The organism is Streptomyces sp. NPDC037013, assembly GCF_055607265.1.
Genome location: NZ_JBVJRV010000003.1, coordinates 730,561 through 749,692 on the forward strand (window position 1 = coordinate 730,561; position 19,132 = coordinate 749,692).

General features: G+C 73.0%; 13 protein-coding genes and 1 pseudogene. 5 read left to right on the forward strand and 9 right to left on the reverse strand.

Features of this window, described 5'->3' with window-relative positions; genetic code table 11:
* Positions 1-7 precede the first annotated feature (7 nt).
* The 3 genes from ACZ7DY_RS13075 to ACZ7DY_RS13085 are packed head-to-tail and all read right to left on the reverse strand — an operon-like array spanning position 8 to position 3,188.
* Positions 8-871, reverse strand: a complete 864-nt coding sequence (locus ACZ7DY_RS13075; protein WP_471133837.1) for a sugar phosphate isomerase/epimerase family protein — start codon at positions 869-871, stop codon at positions 8-10.
* On the reverse strand, positions 868-2,031 hold the full coding sequence (locus ACZ7DY_RS13080) for a dihydrodipicolinate synthase family protein (protein ID WP_471133840.1): 1,164 nt from the start codon (positions 2,029-2,031) through the stop codon (positions 868-870). The genes ACZ7DY_RS13075 and ACZ7DY_RS13080 overlap by 4 nt, the downstream gene beginning before the upstream one ends.
* Positions 2,028-3,188, reverse strand: coding sequence for a Gfo/Idh/MocA family protein (locus ACZ7DY_RS13085; protein WP_471133842.1), 1,161 nt, complete (start codon positions 3,186-3,188; stop codon positions 2,028-2,030). Before ACZ7DY_RS13085 ends, ACZ7DY_RS13080 begins: the two co-directional genes overlap by 4 nt.
* A gap of 134 nt (positions 3,189-3,322) precedes the next feature.
* On the opposite strand from ACZ7DY_RS13085, the gene ACZ7DY_RS13090 reads away from it, so the two are divergent.
* Positions 3,323-4,366, forward strand: a complete 1,044-nt coding sequence (locus tag ACZ7DY_RS13090; protein WP_471133845.1) for a LacI family DNA-binding transcriptional regulator — start codon at positions 3,323-3,325, stop codon at positions 4,364-4,366.
* Positions 4,367-4,431: 65 nt separating this feature from the next.
* Here the strand turns inward: ACZ7DY_RS13090 and pdxR are convergent, their stop codons facing one another.
* On the reverse strand, positions 4,432-5,934 hold the full coding sequence (gene pdxR / locus ACZ7DY_RS13095; protein ID WP_471133848.1) for a MocR-like pyridoxine biosynthesis transcription factor PdxR: 1,503 nt from the start codon (positions 5,932-5,934) through the stop codon (positions 4,432-4,434).
* Between the two features lie 28 nt (positions 5,935-5,962).
* Here pdxR and ACZ7DY_RS13100 point away from each other — a divergent pair, with 28 nt between their 5' ends.
* Together ACZ7DY_RS13100 and ACZ7DY_RS13105 are read left to right on the forward strand one after the other, a co-directional pair.
* Positions 5,963-6,562: a LysE family translocator gene (locus ACZ7DY_RS13100; RefSeq protein ID WP_471133851.1), complete on the forward strand. Its 600-nt coding sequence runs from the start codon at positions 5,963-5,965 to the stop codon at positions 6,560-6,562.
* A 66-nt stretch (positions 6,563-6,628) separates the two neighbouring features.
* Positions 6,629-7,411, forward strand: a pseudogene (locus ACZ7DY_RS13105) (sugar phosphate isomerase/epimerase family protein); the annotation flags it as partial.
* Here ACZ7DY_RS13105 and ACZ7DY_RS13110 read toward each other — a convergent pair.
* Positions 7,296-8,288 (reverse strand): EamA family transporter, encoded by a 993-nt coding sequence (locus tag ACZ7DY_RS13110; RefSeq protein WP_471133854.1) that lies wholly within the window; start codon positions 8,286-8,288, stop codon positions 7,296-7,298. The pseudogene ACZ7DY_RS13105 and the gene ACZ7DY_RS13110 overlap by 116 nt on opposite strands.
* 89 nt (positions 8,289-8,377) lie before the next feature.
* Between ACZ7DY_RS13110 and ACZ7DY_RS13115 the strand changes: the two genes are divergently transcribed.
* Both ACZ7DY_RS13115 and ACZ7DY_RS13120 read left to right on the forward strand, forming a co-directional pair.
* Positions 8,378-9,274, forward strand: a complete 897-nt coding sequence (locus ACZ7DY_RS13115; protein ID WP_471133856.1) for a LysR family transcriptional regulator — start codon at positions 8,378-8,380, stop codon at positions 9,272-9,274.
* Positions 9,275-10,339: 1,065 nt separating this feature from the next.
* Positions 10,340-12,166 carry a glycoside hydrolase family 3 protein gene (locus tag ACZ7DY_RS13120; protein WP_471134546.1) on the forward strand — a complete coding sequence of 609 codons (1,827 nt, stop codon included), beginning with the start codon at positions 10,340-10,342 and terminating at the stop codon, positions 12,164-12,166.
* A gap of 50 nt (positions 12,167-12,216) precedes the next feature.
* Here the strand turns inward: ACZ7DY_RS13120 and ACZ7DY_RS13125 are convergent, their stop codons facing one another.
* From ACZ7DY_RS13125 to ACZ7DY_RS13140, 4 genes are all read right to left on the reverse strand, one after another.
* Positions 12,217-13,674 (reverse strand): aminopeptidase, encoded by a 1,458-nt coding sequence (locus ACZ7DY_RS13125; protein WP_471133858.1) that lies wholly within the window; start codon positions 13,672-13,674, stop codon positions 12,217-12,219.
* 110 nt (positions 13,675-13,784) lie between these two features.
* Positions 13,785-14,192 carry a hypothetical protein gene (locus ACZ7DY_RS13130; protein ID WP_471133861.1) on the reverse strand — a complete coding sequence of 136 codons (408 nt, stop codon included), beginning with the start codon at positions 14,190-14,192 and terminating at the stop codon, positions 13,785-13,787.
* 122 nt (positions 14,193-14,314) lie between these two features.
* Positions 14,315-18,043: an ABC transporter ATP-binding protein gene (locus ACZ7DY_RS13135; protein ID WP_471133864.1), complete on the reverse strand. Its 3,729-nt coding sequence runs from the start codon at positions 18,041-18,043 to the stop codon at positions 14,315-14,317.
* Positions 18,044-18,131: 88 nt separating this feature from the next.
* The gene (locus tag ACZ7DY_RS13140) at positions 18,132-19,070 is read right to left on the reverse strand and encodes a serine hydrolase (RefSeq protein ID WP_471133867.1); all 939 of its coding nucleotides are present in this window, start codon (positions 19,068-19,070) and stop codon (positions 18,132-18,134) included.
* Positions 19,071-19,132: the final 62 nt, after the last annotated feature.

Here is a 19,132-nt window from a genome sequence, read left to right on the forward strand (position 1 = left end):
GCGTGCGCTACGCGTATGTGCGGAAGCGGTCCGCCGTCTCCCTCAGCACCTCGCCGCCGTCGCGCGCCCACAGCGCCTCGTTGAAGATCTCCACCTCGATCGGTCCCCGGTGACCCGCGGCCTCGACGACCGCGCGCAGCGCCTTGAAGTCGACGCTGCCGTCACCCAGTTGCCCCCGGCCGAGCAGGACCCCGGCCGGCAACGGCGTGACCCAGTCCGCCAGTTGGAAGGCGTGCAGGCGGTCGCCGCGCCCCGCGCGTGCGATCTGGGCGGGCGCCCGGTCGTCCCACCACAGGTGGTACGTGTCCACGACCACGCCCACCTGACTCGCGGGGAAGCGTTCCGCGAGGTCGAGGGCCTGGCCGAGGGTGGAGACCACGCAGCGGTCCGCGGCGAACATCGGGTGCAGCGGCTCGACGGCGAGGCGTACACCGCGCTCCTCGGCGTACGGGCCGAGGACGGCGAGCGCGTCCGCGACGCGCTCGCGCGCGCCCGCCAGGTCCTTGCTGCCGGGCGGCAGCCCGCCGGAGACCAGGACGAGGGTGTCCGTGCCGAGGGCCGCCGCCTCGTCGACCGCGGCGCGGTTGTCGTCGAGGGCACGCGCGCGTGCCGCCTCGTCGGTGTCCGTGAGGAAGCCGCCCCGGCACAGGCTCGTCACCGTCAGTCCGGACTCCCGCATGAGGCGGGCGGTGCGCTCGACCCCGTACTCCTGGACCGGCGCGCGCCACAGGCCGACCGCCCCGATGCCTTCCTTGACGCAGCCCTCGGCCAGTTCGGGGAGTGACCACTGCCTGATGGTCTCCTGGTTGACGCTGAGGCGGTCCAGGGAAAGCGGCGGCGGGTTCGGCGGGGTGCTGGGCGCGTGGCTCATTGGGGGACTCCGTGGACGGTGAGCAGGGAGCGCATGCGGGCGGCCGCGAGCGCCGGGTCGGGGAACAGGCCGAGGCCGTCGGCCAGTTCGTAGGCGCGGGCCAGGTGCGGCAGCGAGCGGGCCGACTGGTGGCCGCCGACCATGGTGAAGTGCCGCTGGTGCCCGGCCAGCCAGGCCAGCAGGACGACACCCGTCTTGTAGTAGCGGGTGGGGGCCTCGAAGAGGTGGCGGGAGAGCTCCACCGTGGGGTCGAGCAGCTCCCGGAAGCCCTTCGCGTCCCCGGTGTCCAGGACCCGTACGGCCGCCGCGGCGAGGGGGCCCAGCGGGTCGAAGACGCCGAGCAGGGCGTCGCTGTGTCCGTGGTCGTCACCGGCGATGAGTCCGGGGTAGTTGAAGTCGTCGCCGGTGTAGCAGCGCACGCCGTCGGGGAGGCGGCGGCGCAGGGCGATCTCGCGGTCGGCGTCCAGGAGGGAGACCTTGATGCCGTCGACCTTGCCGGGGTGGGCGGCGATCACCTCCAGGAAGGTGTCGGTGGCCGCGTCCAGGTCGGCGGAGCCCCAGTAGCCCTCCAGGGCGGGGTCGAACATCGGGCCGAGCCAGTGCAGGATCACCGGCTCGCGGGCCTGGCGCAGGAGGTGGCCGTACGTCTCCAGGTAGTCGTCCGGTGAGGCGGCCGCGGCGGCGAGGGCGCGCGAGGCCATCAGGACCGCGCGGGCGCCGGCCGACTCGACGAGGGCGAGCTGCTCCTCGTACGCCGCCCTGACCTCGGGCAGGCGTGCGGGCAGGGTGAGTTGGTCGGTGCCCACGCCGCAGGCGATCCGGCCGCCGACCGCCTTCGCCTCCGCGGCCGACCTGCGGATCAGCTCGGCCGCTCCCGCCCACTCCAGGCCCATGCCGCGCTGGGCGGTGTCCATCGCCTCGGCGACGCCCAGGCCGTGCGACCACAGGTGGCGGCGGAAGGCGAGCGTGGCGTCCCAGTCGAGGGCGGCGGGGCCGTCGGGCGTGACGTCCGCGCGGGGGTCGGCGACGACGTGGGCGGCGGCGAAGACGGTGCGGGAGGCCGGTGGCGGTCCCCCGGCCGGAAGGCGCAGCGGGTCGGGACGAGGGGTGTACGCGCGCGTGCCGCCGTCCGCGGCCGGGAGCCGGACGGTGGCGGTCACGGCGCGATCTCCGGCACCTCGATGCGGCGGCCCTCCGCGGAGGACTTCAGGCCGAGCTCGGCGAGCTGCACGCCGCGCGCGCCCGCGAGGAGGTCCCAGCGGTAGGGCGCGTCGGCGTACACGTGCCGGAGGAAGAGCTCCCACTGCGCCTTGAAGCCGTTGTCGAACCCCTCGGGGCCCTGGTTGTCGGGGACTTCCTGCCACTGGTCGCGGAAGGAGTGGGCGGCGGGCAGATCGGGGTTCCACACCGGCTTCGGTGTGGTGCTCCGGTGCTGTACGCGGCAGTCGCGCAGCCCCGCGACCGCCGAGCCCTCGGTGCCGTCGACCTGGAACTCCACCAGCTCGTCGCGGTGGACGCGCACCGCCCAGGACGAGTTGATCTGGGCGACGATGCCGCCGTCCAGTTCGAAGATGCCGTACGCGGCGTCGTCGGCGGTGGCGTCGTAGGGCCTGCCGTCCTCGTCGCCGCGCCGCGGGATGTGGGTGGCGGTGAGGGCCTGGACGGTGCGGACGCGGCCGAACAGTTCGTGCAGGACGTACTCCCAGTGCGGGAACATGTCGACGACGATGCCGCCGCCGTCCTCGGCGCGGTAGTTCCAGGACGGGCGCTGGGCGGGCTGCCAGTCGCCCTCGAACACCCAGTAGCCGAACTCGCCGCGCACGGAGAGGATCCGGCCGAAGAAGCCGCCGTCGACGAGCCGCTTCAGCTTGAGCAGACCCGGCAGAAAGAGCTTGTCCTGGACGACGCCGTGCTTGACGCCGGCCTCCTCGGCGAGCCGGGCGAGGCCGAGGGCGGCGTCGAGCCCGGTGGCGCTCGGCTTCTCGGTGTAGATGTGCTTGCCCGCGGCGATGGCCCGCTTGATGGCGTCCTCGCGGGCCGAGGTGACCTGTGCGTCGAAGTAGATGTCGACGGCGGGGTCGGCGAGGACCGCGTCCAGGTCGGTGGAGAAGTGCTCCAGGCCGTGCCGGTCGGCGAGGGCGCGCAGCGCGTGCTCCCTGCGGCCGACCAGGACGGGCTCGGGCCACAGCACGGTGCCGTCGCCCAGATCGAGGCCGCCCTGGTCGCGGAGGGCGAGGATCGAGCGGACCAGGTGCTGGCGGTGGCCCATGCGGCCGGTGACGCCGTTCATGGCGATGCGCACCGTCTTGCGTGTCACGAAAGTCCCTCCGTAAGTGCCCAGCAAGCGCTTTCTATCCAGGGGCAAGCTAGCCTGCCGGACAAGGTTCGGACAAGGGCTTCGGTCGAGGGCGTGGCGGAAGTCGACAAGACGGGTGACCGGAGGACGACGAGATGACTGTGACCCTGGCGGATGTGGCGGCCCGTGCGCAGGTCTCCCCCGCCACCGTCTCGCGCGTGCTCAACGGCAACTACCCGGTGGCCGCCGCCACGCGCGAACGCGTCCTGCGCGCCGTGGACGACCTCGACTACGTCCTCAACGGCCCCGCGAGCGCGCTCGCCGCGGCCACCTCCGACCTGGTCGGCATCCTCGTCAACGACATCGCCGACCCCTTCTTCGGGATCATGGCGGGGGCCGTGCAGTCCGAGATCGGCGGACCCGGCGGGCGCGCCGGCGGCGAACGGCTTGCCGTGGTCTGCAACACCGGCGGATCCCCCGAGCGCGAACTGACCTACCTCACGCTCCTCCAGCGCCAGCGCGCCGCCGCGGTCGTCCTCACCGGCGGCGCCGTCGAGGACCCCGACCACGCGGCGGCCATCGGCGGCAAGCTGCGGCGCCTCGCGGAGGCCGGCTCACGGGTGGTGCTCTGCGGCCGGCCGCCCGCGCCGCAGACCGAGGCGGTGGCGCTCACCTTCGACAACCGCGGCGGCGGACAGCAGCTGACGGAGCACCTGCTGAGCCTCGGCCACCGGCGCATCGGCTACATCGCGGGCCCCGAGGAGCGCACGACCACCCGGCACCGCCTGGAGGGCCACCGCGCCGCGCTCGCCGCGCGCGGCATCGCGGACGACCCGCGGCTGACGGTCCACGGCCCCTACGACCGCCGCTCCGGCTACGACGCCACGGACGAACTCCTGCGCCGCGCCCCTGACCTGACGGCCGTCGTCGCCGCCAACGACACGGTGGCGCTCGGCGCCTGCGCGGCCCTGCGCGACAAGGGCCTGCGCATCCCGGACGATGTATCGGTGGCGGGCTTCGACGACCTCCCCTTCAGCGTCGACGCGGTCCCCGCCCTGACGACGGTCCGCCTGCCGCTGCACGAGGCGGGCGCACGGGCGGGCCGCATCGCCATGAGCAAGGAGAAGCCGCCGCCGGGCGGGGTGGCGACGATCCACGGCGAGCTGATGGTGCGGGGGTCGACGGCGGCACCCAGGTAGGGCACCCGGCGCCCCTGCCGCCTCCGCCCAGCCCTCTCTACTCCCCCTTCTCTACTCGCCCCCCTCTACTCCCCCCTCACCACCCTCCCCAGCACCGCGACCCCCTCCGTGATCTCGGCCGTGCCGCTCGCCGCGTAGCCGAGGACCAGGCCCGGGGGGTGCGGGAGTTGGGTGTGCCAGGACAGGGGGTGGGTCTTGACGCCATGGCGCAGGGCCGTGGTGGCGAGGGCGGTGTCGGGGCCGTCGTACGCGTGTCCTTCGAGGGTGATCGTCAGGTGCAGTCCGGCCGCCGCGCCGTGGACGACGGCGCCGGGCAGATGGGCGGCGAGCGCCGCGATCATCGCGTCCCTGCGTCTGCGGTGGTGCCTGCGGATGAGTCTCAGGTGGCGTTCCAGGTCGCCGTGGTCCATGAGGTGGGCGAGGACGAGCTGGGGCAGGGCCGCGCTGCCCAGGTCGATGAGGCGTTTGGCGTCCACGAGCGCGTCCCGGTGGGCGGGCGGCGCGAGCAGCCAGCCGAGGCGCAGGGCGGGCGCGAGGAGTTTCGAGACGCTGCCCGCGTAGCAGACGTGGTCCGGGAGCAGGGAGCGCAACGCGGGTACGGCGGGGCGGTCGTAGCGGTGTTCGGCGTCGTAGTCGTCCTCGATGACGAGGCCGCCCTCACGGGCCCACTCCATGAGCGCGCGGCGCCGTTCGCCGCCGAGGACGACCCCGGTGGGGAACTGGTGGGCGGGGGTGAGCAGTACGGCCGGGGCCCCGGTGGCGCGCAGCGCGTCGACGCGGATGCCGTGCGCGTCGACCGGGACGGGCGGGGTGGCGAGCGGCCGCAGGTGCTGCCGTACGCCGAGCGAACCCGGCTCCTCGACCGCCACCCGCGTGATCCCGTCGGCGCGCAGGACATCGACGAGGAGCCGCAGCGCCTGGGCCGTGCCGTTGACGATCAGCACGTCGTCCGGGTCGGCGGGGATCCCCCGGTTGCGGGAAAGCCAGCGTGCGACGGCGCCGCGCAGGGCGGGGGTGCCGCGCGGGTCCCCGTAGCCGAAGTCCGAGGGGGTCAGCGCGGCGAGCACGGCGCGCTCGGCGCGCAGCCAGGCCGCGCGGGGGAAGGCGGAGAGGTCGGGCAGGCCGGGTGACAGGTCGATGCGGGCGGGCGCGGCGCGCAGGGCGTCGAAGACGCCGAGGTCGGGGGGTGCGGTGAAGAGGTCGTCGCGGGAGGCCGCGGGCTCATCCCCCTTCGTACGCGGGGAAGTTGACGCGCCCGGGGTGTGCGGGACGGCCACCACGACCGTGCCGGCGCGTCCGCGCCCCGCGACGTGGCCGTCCTCGGTGAGCCGCCGGTAGGCCTCGGTGACGACGCCGCGGGAGACGCGCAGGTCGCCGGCGAGGGTGCGGGTGGCGGGTAGCCGGCTGCCGACGGTGAGGCGGCCGTCGGCGATGGCGCCCCTGATCTGCCGCGCCAGCCAGTCGGAGAGCCCGCCCCGGGGCGCGGCACCGGGGTCGAGCTGGAGGAAGTCCGCCGTGGCGCCCGCGGTTATGGACCGGTCGGAAGGAGATCCAATGGACCTGTTCATGGAGCCATTGTGGCGCCAGGGTCGAGCCATGGAATTCCTCCTCACCTCCCTGGTCGTCTGCGTGACGCCGGGCACCGGCGTCCTGTTCACGATCGCGGCCGGCCTCTCGCGCGGCACCCGGGCCGCGGTGATCGCGGCCGTCGGCTGCACGCTGGGCGTCGTCCCGCACATGGTCGCCGCGATCACCGGCCTCGCGGCCCTCCTGAACACCAGCGCCGTCGCCTTCCAGACCCTCAAGTACCTGGGCGTGGCCTACCTGCTGTACATGGCGTGGAGCACGCTGCGGGACAAGAGCGAGCTCACCGCCGAGCCGGAGAGCGAGCCGCGCTCGGCGGGCCGCACCATCCTGACGGGCGTGCTGATCAACATCCTCAACCCCAAACTGACGCTGTTCTTCCTCGCGTTCCTGCCGCAGTTCGTGAGCACCGACGAGCCGTACGCCTTCCTGCGCATGACCGAGCTCAGCGCGTACTTCATGCTCATCACGTTCGTGGTCTTCGTGGCGTACGGCCGGTTCGCGGCGGCGATGCGCAGCCACGTCATCTCGCGGCCGCGCGTCGTGATCCGGATGCGCCGCACCTTCGCGGTGGCGTTCGCGGCGCTGGGGGCGCGGCTGGCCTTCCTCTGAGGCACCGGCCCGGGACCGCGCGGCGGCGGGGTTGACCGCGCCGCCGCGCCGCCTACTGTCGGGACCATGAAATTCGCCTTCTCCACTCTCGGCGTACCCGGCCTCCCCGTACCCGACGTCCTGCGGCTCGCCACCACCCACGGCTACCACGGCGTCGAGCTCCGCGCGCACCCCGAGGAGCCGGTCCACCCCGGCCTCGGGCTGCTCGAACGGGCCGACGTGGCCGCCGAGTTCAAGGCGTCCGGCGTCGAGATCCTCGGCATCGCCGGGTACGCGCGCGTGGCGTCCCCCGGCGACGACGAGCCGGTCCTCGACGAGATCCGCTCCCTCGTCACCCTCGCCCGCGACCTCGGCGCCCCCTTCGTCCGCGTCTTCCCCGGCGGCGGCACCGAGCAGAGCGCGGCCGAGGCCGACGCGACGGCCGCACGGCGGCTGGGCACCGCCGCCCGGTACGCCGCCGACGCCGGCGTACGCATCCTCCTGGAGACCCACGACTCGCACCGCACCGGCGCCGACGTCACCCGCGTCCTCGGCACCGTCGGCCACCTTCACGTGGGCGCCCTGTGGGACCTCATGCACACCTGGCTCGGCGGCGAATCGGTCACCGAGACCTTCGCCGCCCTCTCCCCCCACCTCGGCTACGTCCAGGTCAAGGACATCGCCTCCGCCCACGACACCACCCCCCTGCCGCTCGGGGCCGGCACCCTGCCGCTCGCCGAATGCGTGGCCCTGCTCAGCGAGGAGAAGGCGGCGGGGTGGCTGTGCTGGGAGTACGAGAAACGCTGGTACGAGGCGGCGGCACCGCTCCCCGACCTGCTGGGCCCGGGCCGCGAACTGCTGGCACGGCTGACGGCCCGCCCCGCCTGACCCGGCCCGCTCCCGCGAACGAGGTCAGCGCGACCCCGCCCGCCAGCAGGGCCGCGGCGCACCACCGCAGTCCGCTCACCGACTCGCCCAGCACCAGGGCCGCGGACGACATCCCGAAGACCGGCACGAGCAGCGAGAACGGCGCGACCGTGGCCGCGGGGTGCCGGCGCAGCAGATACCCCCAGGCGCCGAAGCCGAAGACCGTGGTGATCCAGGCGACGTAGACGACGATGCCCGCGCCGGTCCAGTCGAGGGAGCGCAGGGCGGCCAGGTCCCGGGACGGCCCCTCGAAGAGCAGGGAGAGCGCGGCCAGGGGCAGCACCGGGACCGTGCTCACCCACACCATGAAGTTCAGGGCGTCCGGGGGCGCCGCCTTGCGGGTCAGGACGTTCGAGACGCCCCAGCAGGCCGCGGCGGCGATCAGCAGGGCGAAGGCGGTCAGCGGACCGGTACCGCCCTCGTCGACCGCGGCGACACCGATACCAGCGAGCGCGATGGCCATGCCCAACACCCGCAGGCGGCCCGTGCGTTCACCGAGCGCGACGAAGGCGAACAGGGCGGTGAAGACGGCCTGGATCTGCAGGACGAGCGAAGAGAGACCGGCGGGCATCCCGGCGTCCATCCCGATGAAGAGCAGCCCGAACTTGGCGACGCCCAGCACGAGCCCCACCCCCACCACCCACTTCCACGCCACCTTCGGCCGCCCCACGAAGAAGACGGCGGGCAGCGCCGCGACGAGGAAGCGCAACGCGGAGAACAGCAGCGGCGGGAAGTGGCCGAGCCCCACCTCGATCACCACGAAGTTGACGCCCCAGACAGCGGCAACGAGAACAGCCAGACAGACATGTGCAGGTCGCATGCGTCGAGGATCACCCGGCACGACCATTTAGGACCAGCGCGGATCTCTGCATGATTGGATGAAGCAACGCTTATGAATGGGAGACCCCCGTGCTCGATCTCGCCCGGCTCCGCGCGCTGCACGCCGTCTCCGTGCACGGCACGGTGGGCGCGGCCGCCACCGCGCTCGGCTACACCCCCTCCGCGGTCTCCCAGCAGATAGCCAAACTCGAACGCGAGACCCGTACCACCCTCCTCGAACGCCGGGGCCGAGGCGTCGCCCTCACCGAGGAGGCCCTCCATCTCGCCGATACGGCACAGCAGTTGATGGCCATCGTGGAGCGTGCCGAGACCGAGCTGGAGGAGCGGCGCGGGGTGCCGGCGGGGCGGCTGAAGATCGCCGCGTTCGCCTCGGCGGCGCGGGGGCTGCTGCCCGGCGTCCTCGCCGACCTGGCCCGCCGCCACCCCGCCCTGGACGCCCGCATGTCGGAGATCGACCCGCACCTGTCGATCGACCTGGTCGCCAAGGGCGCGGTCGACGTGGCCGTCGTCCACGACTGGGACATCGCGCCGCTGCCGACGCCGCCGGGCGTCGAACAGGCCGTCATCGGCGACGACCTCTGCGACCTCGTCGTACCCGTCGGGCACCGGCTCGCGGGGCGGGACTCCGTACGGCGCGAGGAGCTGAAGTCCGAGCGGTGGATCACCCAGCCGCCCGGGCTCGTCTGCCACGAGTGGCTGCTCCGGACGCTGCGCGCGGCGGGGTGCGAGCCCGACATCGCCCACCAGGCCGAGGAGAACCCGACGCTGGTCGCCCTCGTCGCCGCGGGGCTCGGCATCGCGCTCATCCCCCGCCTCGGCCGCGGGCCCGTCCCGGACGGGGCGGTCACCGTCTCCCTCGACCCCGTGCCGGTACGGCGGCTCTACGCCCTGTGGCGCACGGGGGCGGCGCGGCGGCCGGCGATCGCAGAAACGGTACGGGCCCTGCGGGGGCATTGGCCCGTGTAGCGGGACCCTTCGCGGAGGCTTCTCCCCTCTTCCCCCTGCGGGCACGAACAGTCCCGCCGCTCCGCGGCGGATACCCCACTGGCCCGTGTAGCGGGACCCTTCGTGGGGGCTCCTCCCCTCTTCCCTCTGCGGGCACGAACAGACCCGCCGCTCCGCGGCGGATACCTCCCACCCACCCACCCGTTTACCCCGCACCGCAGGGCTGGAGTAGGGGCGGGGGCGGGGGTGGGTCTGCCCGCGCCGCGGGGGGTGGGGCGGGGGTGGGGGTGGGTTTATCCGTGACGCAGGGGGCGGGAGGGGGGTGGGGGTGGGTTTGCCCGTGCTGCTGAGGGCGGAGGTGGGGGTGGGTTCACCCGCGACGCAGAGGGTGGGACCGGGAGCGGGGGTGGGTTCACCCGCGACGCAGAGGGTGGGGCCGGGAGCAGGGGTGGGTTCACCCGCGACGCAGGGGGCCGGGGCGGGTGGGTTCACCCGCGACGCAGAGGGTGGGGCCGGGAGCAGGGGTGGGTTCACCCGCGACGCAGGGGGCCGGGGCGGGTGGGTATACCCCGCGGCGCTGGTCAGGTTCGGTCCGGGCGGGAGTTGCCCCCACCGGGGTGCACTCGCGTGCGAGACGGGAGGGGGACGTGGGGGTTTGTGCGAACGGAGCACCGAGCAGACGCTGGCGTCTTTGTTCGTGCAGCGCGGCGCAGGGATAGCGAGTACGCACACACCCCCGCGGCCCCGACCCCGACACCAGCCGCAGGCGCCCACGCCCACCGGGCCGCACCGCGCACGAGACGGGAGGGGACGTGGGGGTTTGTGCGAACGGAGCACCGAGCCAACCATGGCGTCTTTGTTCGTGCAGCGCGGCGCAGGGATGGCGAGTACGCACACACCCCCGCGGCCCCGCACCCACAACCGAACCCAAGGCGCAGACACCAGCCCCCCCAGCACAGTTTCCTTGACCGGCAGAAATCTTCGGGATATCCACGACTCCTGAAAGAAAGTTTCCTCCGGCCCGCAGGAGCCCTCGTGTCCCAGCCCGAAGCCCGCGACCAAAGGCTCCGCGCCCTCATCCGCACCATGTCCCTGGAGGACAAGGTCGGCCAGCTCTTCGTGATGCACGTCTACGGCCACACCGCCGCCGACCCCGACCCCGCCGACATCGACACCAACCGCCGGGAACTCGGCGTCCGCGACGCCGCCGAGTTGATCGCCCGCTACCGGCTCGGCGGCATCATCTACTTCGGCTGGGCCCACAACACCCGCGCCCCGCACCAGATCGCCGCCCTCTCCCACGGCATCCAGCAAGCCGCGCAAGAAGCCCGCCTCCCCGCCCCCGTCCTGATCTCCGTCGACCAGGAGCACGGCGCCGTCGCCCGCATCGGCGCCCCCGCCACCCTCCTCCCCGGCGCCATGGCCCTCGGCGCCTCCGGCTCGCACGACCACGCCCGGGAGGCCGCCCGCATCGCCGGCACCGAGCTCCGCGCCCTCGGCGTCCACCAGGACCACGCCCCGGACGCCGACGTGAACGTCGACCCCGCCAATCCGGTCATCGGCGTACGCTCTTTCGGCGCCGACCCCGAGGCGGTCGCCGGACTCGTGGCCGCGCAGGTCGAGGGGTTCCGCGGCGCCGGCATCGCCGCCGCGGCCAAGCACTTCCCGGGACACGGTGACACGACGGACGACAGCCACACCGAGCTGCCGCACATCCACCACACCCGCGAGGAGTGGGAGCGTTACGACGCGCCGCCCTTCCGGGCCGCGATCGCCGCCGGCGTCGACTCCGTCATGACCGCGCACATCGTGGTGCCCGCGCTCGACCCCTCGGGCGACCCCGCGACGCTCTCCCACCCGATCCTGACCGGCATCCTGCGCGACGAGCTCGGTTTCGAGGGCGTGATCTCGACGGACTCGCTCGCGATGCGCGGGGTCCGTACGAAGTACGGGGACGACCGCGTGGCCGTCCTCGCGCTCAAGGCGGGCGCCGACCAGCTCCTCAACCCGCCCCGGCCGCAGGTCGCGTGGGACGCGGTGCTCCGGGCGGTCGCGGAGGGCGAACTGACGGAGGCCAGGATCGACGAGTCGGTGCTCCGCGTGCTCCGCATGAAGGCGGACGTAGGCCTCCTACCGCCCCACCCGGCCACGGCCACGGCCACGGCCACGGCCACGGCCACTGTCATCAACAGCGCCCCCACCCCAGAAACGGTCGACGCCACCGTAGGGATCCCCGCCCACCAGATCTCCGCCGACCTCATCGCCGACGCCACCACCACCCTGCTGCGCAACGACGGCGGACTCCTCCCCCTGTCGCCCGCCACGCACGGCAACATCCTGGTCGTCGGCGCGGACCCCCGCTCCCCGTCCGGCACCACGGGTCCGCCGACGACCGTCCTCGCGGGCGCCCTCAACGGCCTGGGGTTCCGGGCCGTGGCCCTGCCGACCGGCACGGCGCCCGACGAGGCCACGATCGAGACGGCGGTGGCCTCGGCGAAGGAGCAGGACGCCATCCTCGTGGCGACGTACAACATCACCACCCACACGCGTACGCAGGACAACACCCAGGCCGCCAACAGCGATCTGGAGCCGGGCGGCAACGCCCGCGCCCACCGGGCGACCGACCCGGCCGATGACGCCGGGAGCACCGGTCAGGCCGCCCTCGTGGCCGCCCTCCTGGCGACCGGACCGCCCGTCATCACCCTGGCGATCCGCAACCCGTACGACGTGGCCCACCTGCCCCCGGTCGACGCCGCCCTCGCCTCGTACTCCTGGACCGACGTCGAACTCCGCGCCGCCGCACGGGTGATCGCGGGCCGGGTCGCTCCCCAGGGGCGGCTGCCGGTGCCGGTGCGGCGGGCGGACGACCCGGCGCGGGTGCTGTACCCGATCGGGCACGGACTGACGTACTGACCAGCACGCCGCACCGGGTCGCCGCATCACGGCCTTACGGCCTCACGGCCTCACGGCCGCAGCGTCAGCTCCTTCCGGACGTCGCGCCGGTCGAGCTTCTTGTCGTACGGGGCCAGCGGCTTGCCGGAATCCGATGCGACCCCGGCCCATGCCTGGATCCGCTGCGTCGCCTTCGCCTTCTCGTCCGCGACGAGCTGCGAGACGGTCGCCCCGTGGTTGGCGCCGGGCGCGACGAAGACGTGGCTGTCGTGCTTGGCGCCCCGCGCCGGGCGGAACTTCTCGGCGCCGTACGGGTCGTACTCGCCGTACACGTACATCATCCGGTGCGCGTTGTGCCGCACCCACCGGTCCACGTCCCGCATCACGTACGGCTTGAACGTCATCGGGATCTCGCGCGGCACGAAGTTCCGCGGCGGCTGGTAGCCGTAGCGGCTCAGGCCGCCGAGCCAGGGCTGCTTGATGGTGGGCGCGCCGAGCTCCGTGCCCGCCTGGTAGTAGTACGGCGTGTAGGGGGCGAGGCCCTGGTCGGTGTAGGAGGACCAGCCGCCCACCGAGTCGACGTAGTCGTAGAGCGCCTGGTCGGTCATGGTGGCCGCGTCCGGGATCTGCCCGCAGGCGGTGGCGGCGGGCTGGTACTGCCAGAAGCCCCACACCAGGTCCATGACGACGGCCTCGAAGGCCTTGTCGAGCGTGCCGACGGTCTTGAAGGTGTAGCCCTCTCCCGCGGCGTACGCCGCGAGCTTCGCCGACAGGGGTTCCCTGCGCACCAGCGCCTCGCGCTGCACGGCCTGGATCCTGGCGCGGCACTCCTTGGTGCCGACGCCCGCGAGGAACCTGTCGTAGGCCGAGTCCTCCTTGTCGACGACGTCGTTGGGCGCGACGTAGGAGACGACGCCAGCCATGTCGCGCGGGTAGAAGCGCTCGTAGTACGTCGCCGTCATGCCGCCCTTCGAGATGCCGGTGGCCAGCCACTTCTTGCCGTAGATCGGCTCGAGCGCACGGTAGATGCGGTGCTGGTCGGTGGCGGCCTGCCAGATGTCGAGCTTGGACCAGTCGGCCGGTTCGGGGCGCGAGGGCGTGAAGTAGCGGTACTCCATGGAGATCTGGTTGCCGTCGACGATCTGGGTCGGCTCGCGGCGGCTGGGGTTGGTGGAGACGCTGTAGCCGCTGGTGTAGAAGACCGTGGGCCGGCTGGTGTCCTTGTGCAGCACGGTCAGGCGCTGCTTGAAGGTGCCCTTGGAGGGGTGCCGGTGGTCGATCGGCTGGGTGTAGTTGAGGACGAAGAAGCGGTAACCGGGATACGGCTTCTCCTCGATCAGGCTCATGCCGGGTATGGCGAGCAGCCTGTCCTTGATGTCGGTCCCGGTCTCACTCTTCGCACCGGCCGTACTCGTAGGACCTTCCGTACCGGTCGTAGCGGCCGTGGCCGTTCCGGTCGTCGCTCCGGCCGCGCCCACCGTGCCTATCAGCACCACGAGCGACAGCAGCCATCTGAGCGCCTTGCGCATGCACCCTCCCCTGTCGACACAGCAATGCCCCGGAACCTAACGGAGCAACTGGGTCCGCACCAGGGGATGTTGAGGGGTCCTCGTGGAGGGAGGGCGGTACAGGTCGGACGTCAGCAGAGAATCCAGCCCGAACTGACCCCGCGGCCGCCGATCCGGCCCTTCACCCACACGCAGCGGTGGCCCGCGTGGACCGTGACCGGGCCCGCGTGGTGGGCGTAGCGGCCCTTGTCGCGGGCGGGGCGGCCGCCGCGCGCCTTGATGCTGACGTACATCGCCTTGCGGGCGCCGGTGTGCTTGGCGAAGGCCACGGCGCAGACGTACCCGCGGGCCTTGAAGACGTCGACCCGGCCCGTGCTGAAGGGCAGGGTCCGTACCTTGCGGCCGGCGCAGAGGCCGTTGGCGGCCTCCGCCGAGGCGGTGCCGGGGCCCGCGAGGGCGAGCAGGACGGCGGCGGCGAGCACGGCGGTGCCGAGCACCAGCCGCCGTCGTATGCGACCACGGCCGCGACCACTGCTCACAGCTTGCCCTCCCGCCACGTCTGCTTCACGTACTGATGTACGGACGCAGCCCGTGGCCCGTGCGGTTGCGGGATCCCCCGCTTTTTCCGGCCGCTTTCCGGCCGCTTCCCGGCCGCGCCGGGTCAGGCCGCCTCCACCGGGTCCCCCACGAACGTCCGCCACAGCCGCGCGTACCGCCCGTCCAGCGCGAGGAGCTCCTCGTGCGTGCCGTCCTCCGCGACCCGGCCGTGGTCCATCACGACGACGCGGTCGGCGCGGGCGGCCGTGGTCAGGCGGTGGGCGACGACGAGCGTGGTGCGCTTGCCCGCGATGCGGTCGGTGGCCTGGTTGACCTGCGCCTCGGTGGCGAGGTCGAGGGCGGCCGTCGCCTCGTCGAGGAGCAGGATGTCGGGGTCGACCAGTTCGGCGCGGGCCAGCGCGATCAGCTGGCGCTGTCCCGCGGAGAGGTTGCGGCCCCGCTCGGCCACCTCGTGGAGGTAGCCGCCGTCCAGCGTGGCGATCATGTCGTGGGCGCCGACCGCGCGGGCGGCGGCCTCGACCTGGGCGTCGGTGGCGTCGGGGCGGCCGTAGGCGATGGCGTCGCGGACCGTGCCGGCGAAGAGGTACGCCTCCTGCGGGACCACGCCGAGGCGGTGGCGGTACGAGGTGAGGTCGAGGGAGCGCAGGTCGGCGCCGTCGACCGTCACGCGGCCGCCGGTGGGGTCGTAGAAGCGGGCGACGAGCTTCACGAGCGTCGACTTGCCCGCGCCGGTCTCGCCGACGAAGGCGACGGTCTGGCCGGCGGGTATCCGCAGCCGTACGCCGCTGAGCGCCTCCTCGGGGGCGCCGTCGCCGGTGGCCGCGTACGCGAAGTCCACGTCCTCGAAGGCGATCTCGCCGCGCAGCGAGAGCACCTCCTGCGGCTCGTCCGCGGTCTTCGTCGACGTCGGCTCCTGGAGCAGTTCCTGGATGCGGCCGAGGGAGACGGTGGCCTGCTGGTAGCCGTCGAAGACCTGGGAGAGCTGCTGCACGGGGGCGAAGAACAGGTCGATGTAGAGGAGGTACGCGACGAGCGCGCCGGTGGTGAGCGTGCCCGCCTCGACCCGGCCCGCGCCGACGATCAGCACGGCGACGACGGCGACGGACGACAGGAGCTGCACGAACGGGAAGTACACGGAGATCAGCCACTGGCCGCGGATGCGGGCCCTGCGGTAGCTGTCACTGTTCTCGGCGAACCGTTCGGCGCCCGCGCGCTCGCGCCGGAAGGCCTGCACGATGCGCAGCCCGGCGACGGACTCCTGGAGGTCGGCGTTGACCACGGAGACGCGCTCACGCGCCAGTTCGTACGCCTTCACGCTGGATTTGCGGAAGAAGTACGTGCCGACGATGAGCAGCGGCAGCGTCGCGAAGACGACGAGCGCGAGCTGTACGTCGATGACGAGGAGGGCGACCATGATGCCGAAGAAGGTGACGACGGAGACGAACGCGGTGACGAGGCCGGTCTGCAGGAAGGTGGAGAGCGCGTCCACGTCGGTGGTCATCCGGGTCATGATGCGCCCGGTCAACTCCCGCTCGTAGTAGTCGAGTCCGAGCCGCTGGAGCTGCGAGAAGATCTTCAGGCGCAGCGAGTAGAGGACCCGTTCGCCGGTGCGTCCGGTCATCCGCGTCTCGCCGGTCTGCGCCGCCCACTGCACGACGACGGCGGCGAGCGCGAGCCCGGAGGCGGCCCAGACGGCGCCGAGCGCGAGCTGGTTGACGCCTTCGTCGATGCCGTGCCGGATGAGGACGGGCAGCAGCAGCCCCATGCCGGCGTCGAGGGCGACGAGCAGCAGGCTGAAGAGCAGCGGCAGGCCGAATCCGGCGAGCAGCCTGCGCAGCCCGTACGACTCCTCGGGGGTGACGGCCTTCGCCTCATCGATGCCGGGGGTGTCGTCGGCCGGGGGCAACGCGTCGACCTGGGCGAGGAGTTCGGGCGTGGCGGGCATCCCGGTCAGGGCGGTGTCCTTGGGCTCGCGGTCGCCGGTCCACAGGGCGGGCGTGATGCCGCGCTCCGCGTCGAACTCGGCGTCGAGCTCCTCGCGTACGGAGGTGTCCTCGGGCAGGTCGGCGGGGAGCGCGTGACCGGGCGAGACGCCGCCAAGCTCGTCGGGGTCGGTGAGCAGCCGCCGGTAGAGGGCGGAGCGCTCCTCCAGCTCCTCGTGGGTGCCGAGGTCGGCGAGGCGTCCGTCGTCGAGGACGGCGATGCGGTCGGCGAGGCCGAGGGTGGAGCGGCGGTGGGCGATGAGGAGCGTGGTGCGCCCCGTCATGACGCCGCGCAGCGCCTCGTGGATCTCGTGCTCCACGCGCGCGTCGACCGCCGAGGTGGCGTCGTCGAGGACGAGGAGGCGGGGGTCGGTGAGGATGGCGCGGGCGAGCGCGATGCGCTGGCGCTGGCCGCCGGAGAGGGTCAGGCCCTGCTCGCCGACCTTGGTGTCGTACCCCTCGGGCAGGTCGGAGATGAATCCGTGGGCCTGGGCGGCGCGGGCGGCGGTCTCGATCTCCTCGCGGGTGGCCTCCGGGTGGCCGTAGGCGATGTTGGCGCCCACGGTGTCGGAGAAGAGGAAGGAGTCCTCGGGGACGAGCCCGATGGCGGAGCGCAGGGAGTCGAGGGTCAGCTCGCGCACGTCGTGGCCGCCGATGAGGACGGCGCCGTGGGTGACGTCGTAGAAGCGCGGCAGGAGGAGCGAGACGGTGGACTTGCCGCTGCCGGAGGAGCCTACGACGGCGAGGGTCTCGCCGGGGCGGATCTCGAAGGAGAGGCCGTCGAGGACGGGGCGGCCGTCCTCGTAGGCGAAGCCGACGTCGTCGAACTCGACGGTGGCGGGGGCGTCGGCGGGCAGCTCCTTGGTGCCGTCGCTCATGCTGGGCTCGGTGTCGATCAGTTCGAGGACGCGTTCGACGCCGGCGCGGGCCTGCTGTCCGACGGTGAGGACCATGGCGAGCATCCGCACGGGGCCGACGAGCTGCGCGAGGTAGGTGGAGAAGGCGACGAAGGTGCCGAGGGTGATCTCGCCCTTGACCGCGAGCCAGCCGCCGAGGGCCAGCATCGCGACCTGGCCGAGCATGGGGACGGCCTGGAGGGCGGGCGTATAGCGGGAGTTGAGGCGGATGGTGCGCAGCCGCCCGGCGAAGAGCCTGCGCCCGACCTCGCGGAGCTTGCCGGTCTCCTGCTCCTCCTGCCCGAAGCCCTTCACCACGCGTACGCCGCTGACGGCGCCGTCGACCACGCCGGCGACGGCGGCGGCCTGGGCCTGCGCGTACCAGGTGGCGGGGTGGAGGCGGGAGCGGGAGCGGCGGGCGATGAACCAGAGGGCGGGGGCGACGGCGAGGGCGACGAGGGTGAGCGGCAGGGAGAGCCACGCCATGATCACGAGGGAGATCACGAAGAGGAGGATGTTGCCGATGGTCATCGGCAGCATGAAGAGCAGGCCCTGGATGAGCTGGAGGTCGCTGGTGGCGCGGCCGACGACCTGTCCGGTGGACAGCTCGTCCTGGCGCCGCCCGTCGAGCTTCGTGATCGTCCCGTACATCTCGGTCCGCAGGTCGTGCTGGACGTCCAGGGCGAGACGGCCGCCGTAGTACCGGCGTATGTAGGTGAGGATGTAGACGACGACGGCGGCGCCGATGAGCGCCGCGGCCCACGGCCCCATGGAGCGGCCGCCGCCGTGGCCGTCCTGCCCGATCACGTCATCGATGATCACCTTGGTGATCAGCGGTACGAGGGCCATGACGGCCATACCGCCGAGCGAGGAGCCCAGCGCGAGCACGACGTCCTTGGGATACCGCCACGCGTACCCGGCGAGCCGCCCCGCCCAGCCCCGTTCCTCTGCCACCAGCTGCCTCCCGTCGACCTGACCTGCCGAGAGGCCCAACGCGGCGGGACGCGGATTTCATCCCGCCGCAACAAAGTGGGGGCTTTCGTCAGCTGCCGGGCACCGCCACGAACGCCTCGCGCGGCGTGTCGGTCGGCGCGTACCTGGTGGCCGCGGCGGCCCGGGGCGCGAGGTCCTTGTGGATGGCCTTGGCCACGCCCTGGATGGTGGCGACGCCGTAGTTCATGGTGCTGTTGCCGTGGGTGAGCACGGAGATGGTGTAGTCGTGGCCGCCGCCCTTGAACGCGCCGATGCTGTGCACCCGCCAGCCGTGGGTGGAGCGCTGCAGCCAGCCGTTCTTGACGTGGATCGCGACGCCGGAGGGCGCGCCGGCGGGGGTGCCCCAGCGCTGCGAGGAGACGACCTTGCCCATCAGCTTGAGGATGTAGGCGCGGGAGGCGTCGGTGAGGACGGTGTTCTCGCCGGTGATCAGGGCGAGGAGCTTCTGCTCGTCGGTGGCGTTGATCTGGGTGAGTCCCCAGTAGCCGCCGCTGCCCGGCACCGTTTTCGTCATCTTGGCGGCCCGGAGGAAGTTCTTCACCTTGGTCACGCCGAGCTGGCGCCAGAGCGTGCTGGTCGCCGCGTTGTCGGACTGGGTGATCATGGCCGTGGCGAGGCTCTTCTCGCGGGAGGAGAGGCTCCGGCCGGTCTTCTGGGCGTCCCAGAGGAGCGTGGCGAGGACGGTCGCCTTGACGACGCTGGCCGAGTCGTACGAGGTCGTCGCGCGCAGCGTGCAGGTGGTGCCGGTGGTCCGGTCGTGGAGGCCGACGGCGACGGTGCCCTTGCGGTTCTTGAGGGCGGCCGTGATGTCCTTGGTGAGCTTGGCGGCGAGGCCGGACTGCGCGGAGGTGCAGGTGACCTTCGGCGCGGTCGCGGCGGCGGCGGGCGTGGCGGCGGCGGTGACGCCGAGCGGCACGAGCACTCCGGCGGCGAGGCCCGCCGAGAGCACGCGGGCACGCCTGGATATCCCGGATATCGGGTGAGTCATGAGGTGTTCCCATCCCCTTGGGTCCGTACAGGACCCCCGGGGTCCGTACAAGTGCGCCCCCC